This window comes from Streptomyces sp. NPDC057565 (assembly GCF_042801455.1).
Taxonomy (GTDB): Bacteria; Actinomycetota; Actinomycetes; order Streptomycetales; family Streptomycetaceae; genus Streptomyces; species Streptomyces yanii.
In genome coordinates this window covers 1-1633 of the sequence record NZ_JBHVFU010000172.1, presented here as the reverse complement: position 1 = coordinate 1633, position 1633 = coordinate 1, and the positions used below count along the sequence as shown (strand labels likewise).

The following is a 1633-nucleotide window of genomic DNA, read 5'->3' as shown; positions in this document are numbered from 1 at the left end:
GGGGGGGTGCCCCTATGTCTTTGGTCAAGGTGGTCGGGTGGCAGTGTGGCTGTCATGAGTGATGACGTGCCTGTTCGAGAGTCGGTAGTCGAGGGCATGCGGCCGTGCGACTTCTGCGGTCATCCGGTCGTGATGGACTCGGTCGACGAGCGGGACTGCCCCGTGTGCGGCGAGGCCGCTGAGGATCAGCCGGCTGAGGCTGGCCGGGGTTCGTAGAAGGTTCCGTCGCGGAGCATGGCGAAGAGGACATCGGCCCGGCGTCTGGCGAGGCAGAGCAGAGCCTGGGTGTGGTGCTTGCCCTGGGCGATCTTCTTGTCGTAGTAGGTCCGCGATGCGGGGTCGGCCAGGGCCGCGAACGCGGAGAGGAAGAAGGCCCGTTTGAGCTGCTTGTTCCCCCTTCTCGAGGGCTGTTCGCCGCGGATCGATGAGCCCGAACTCCGGGTGGCAGGGGCGAGACCGGCATAGGCGGCGAGGTGGCCGGCGGTCGGGAAGGTGCTGCCGTCGCCGACCTCGATCAGGATCCGGGCTCCGGTCCTGACGCCGACTCCCGGCATCGACGTCAGGACCTTCGAAAGAGGGTGGGAGTCCAGGAGTTCCTCGATCCGCCCGGCCAGGAGTTTGCGCTGGTCAAGGACGGCGGCCAGGGATCCGGCCAGGCTTGGGACGATCAGCGCGGCCGCCTCGGTCCCCGGGACGGTCACGGTCTGCTCGTCCAACGCGGCGAAGATGTCCTCGACCAGACGCTCGGCCATCCGCGGCGCCTTCGGCCGCAGCAGCGTGACCAGCCGCCGTCGGCCCGCCTTGCGTATCTGGGCCGGGGAGCCGAACCGTTCCAGCAGCGTGAGGACGGCCGGGTGCTGCAACCGCGGCCCCAGCACCCGTTCCAGCGACGGATGGATCTGGGTCAGCAGGCCATGGAGCCGGTTGGCGACCCGGGTCGCTTCCCCTGCCAGGTCGTCGTCGAACCCCACGATCATCTCCAGCTCGGCGATCGTCTCGTCCTCGCCGTCGATCACCCGCAGAGTGTGGGGCATCGCGCGGGCGGCGTCCGCGATGATGAACGCGTCCCTCGCGTCGGTCTTGGCCTCACCGGGATAGAGATCGGCGATCCGCCGCATCGTCAGACCCGGCAGATAGGCGACTGGGCAGCCCATATCCCTCGCGACCGCCAGCGGCAGAGCACCGATCGAGGCTGGCTGGTCGACCACGACCAGCACCGTTCCGTGCTTGGCCTTCAACTTGGCGAAGAGCTCGCGGAGCTTGGGTTCGGTGTTGGGTAACCGCTTGTCGAAGGCCTTCTTGCCGGCCGGGGTGACGGCGGTGGCGTGGTGTTCGCCCTTGCCGACGTCCAGGCCGAGGAAGACGTCGATGTCGCCGGTATCGATCACGTGCAGGCCCCTCCGCTCACGCTTTCGTCCGGCCTTGCCTCGGCACCGAGCTGCCACATCCACGTTACGGAGAGCTCTTCCGGCCTGGGTGAAGCCGGCGCTCAAGCCCCTCATCAGCGGTCCGTCGATGCCTCCGGGCCCGGTGACACCACCCCCCGGATCATCAACAACAAGGGGGGGAAGTCATGCCGGACCCGAAGGCCGGTAGCCCCGTTGCGGAGCCACGAAAAAGGTAACGGGGGGGG

1 protein-coding gene is annotated in these 1633 nt (G+C 68.2%); it reads right to left on the bottom strand.

The window, feature by feature from the left end; genetic code table 11:
* Nucleotides 1-185: 185 nt before the first annotated feature.
* Nucleotides 186-1388, bottom strand: a complete 1203-nt coding sequence (locus ACFU8W_RS52425; RefSeq protein ID WP_384052987.1) for an IS110 family transposase — start codon at nucleotides 1386-1388, stop codon at nucleotides 186-188.
* Between the last annotated feature and the right edge of the window lie 245 nt (nucleotides 1389-1633).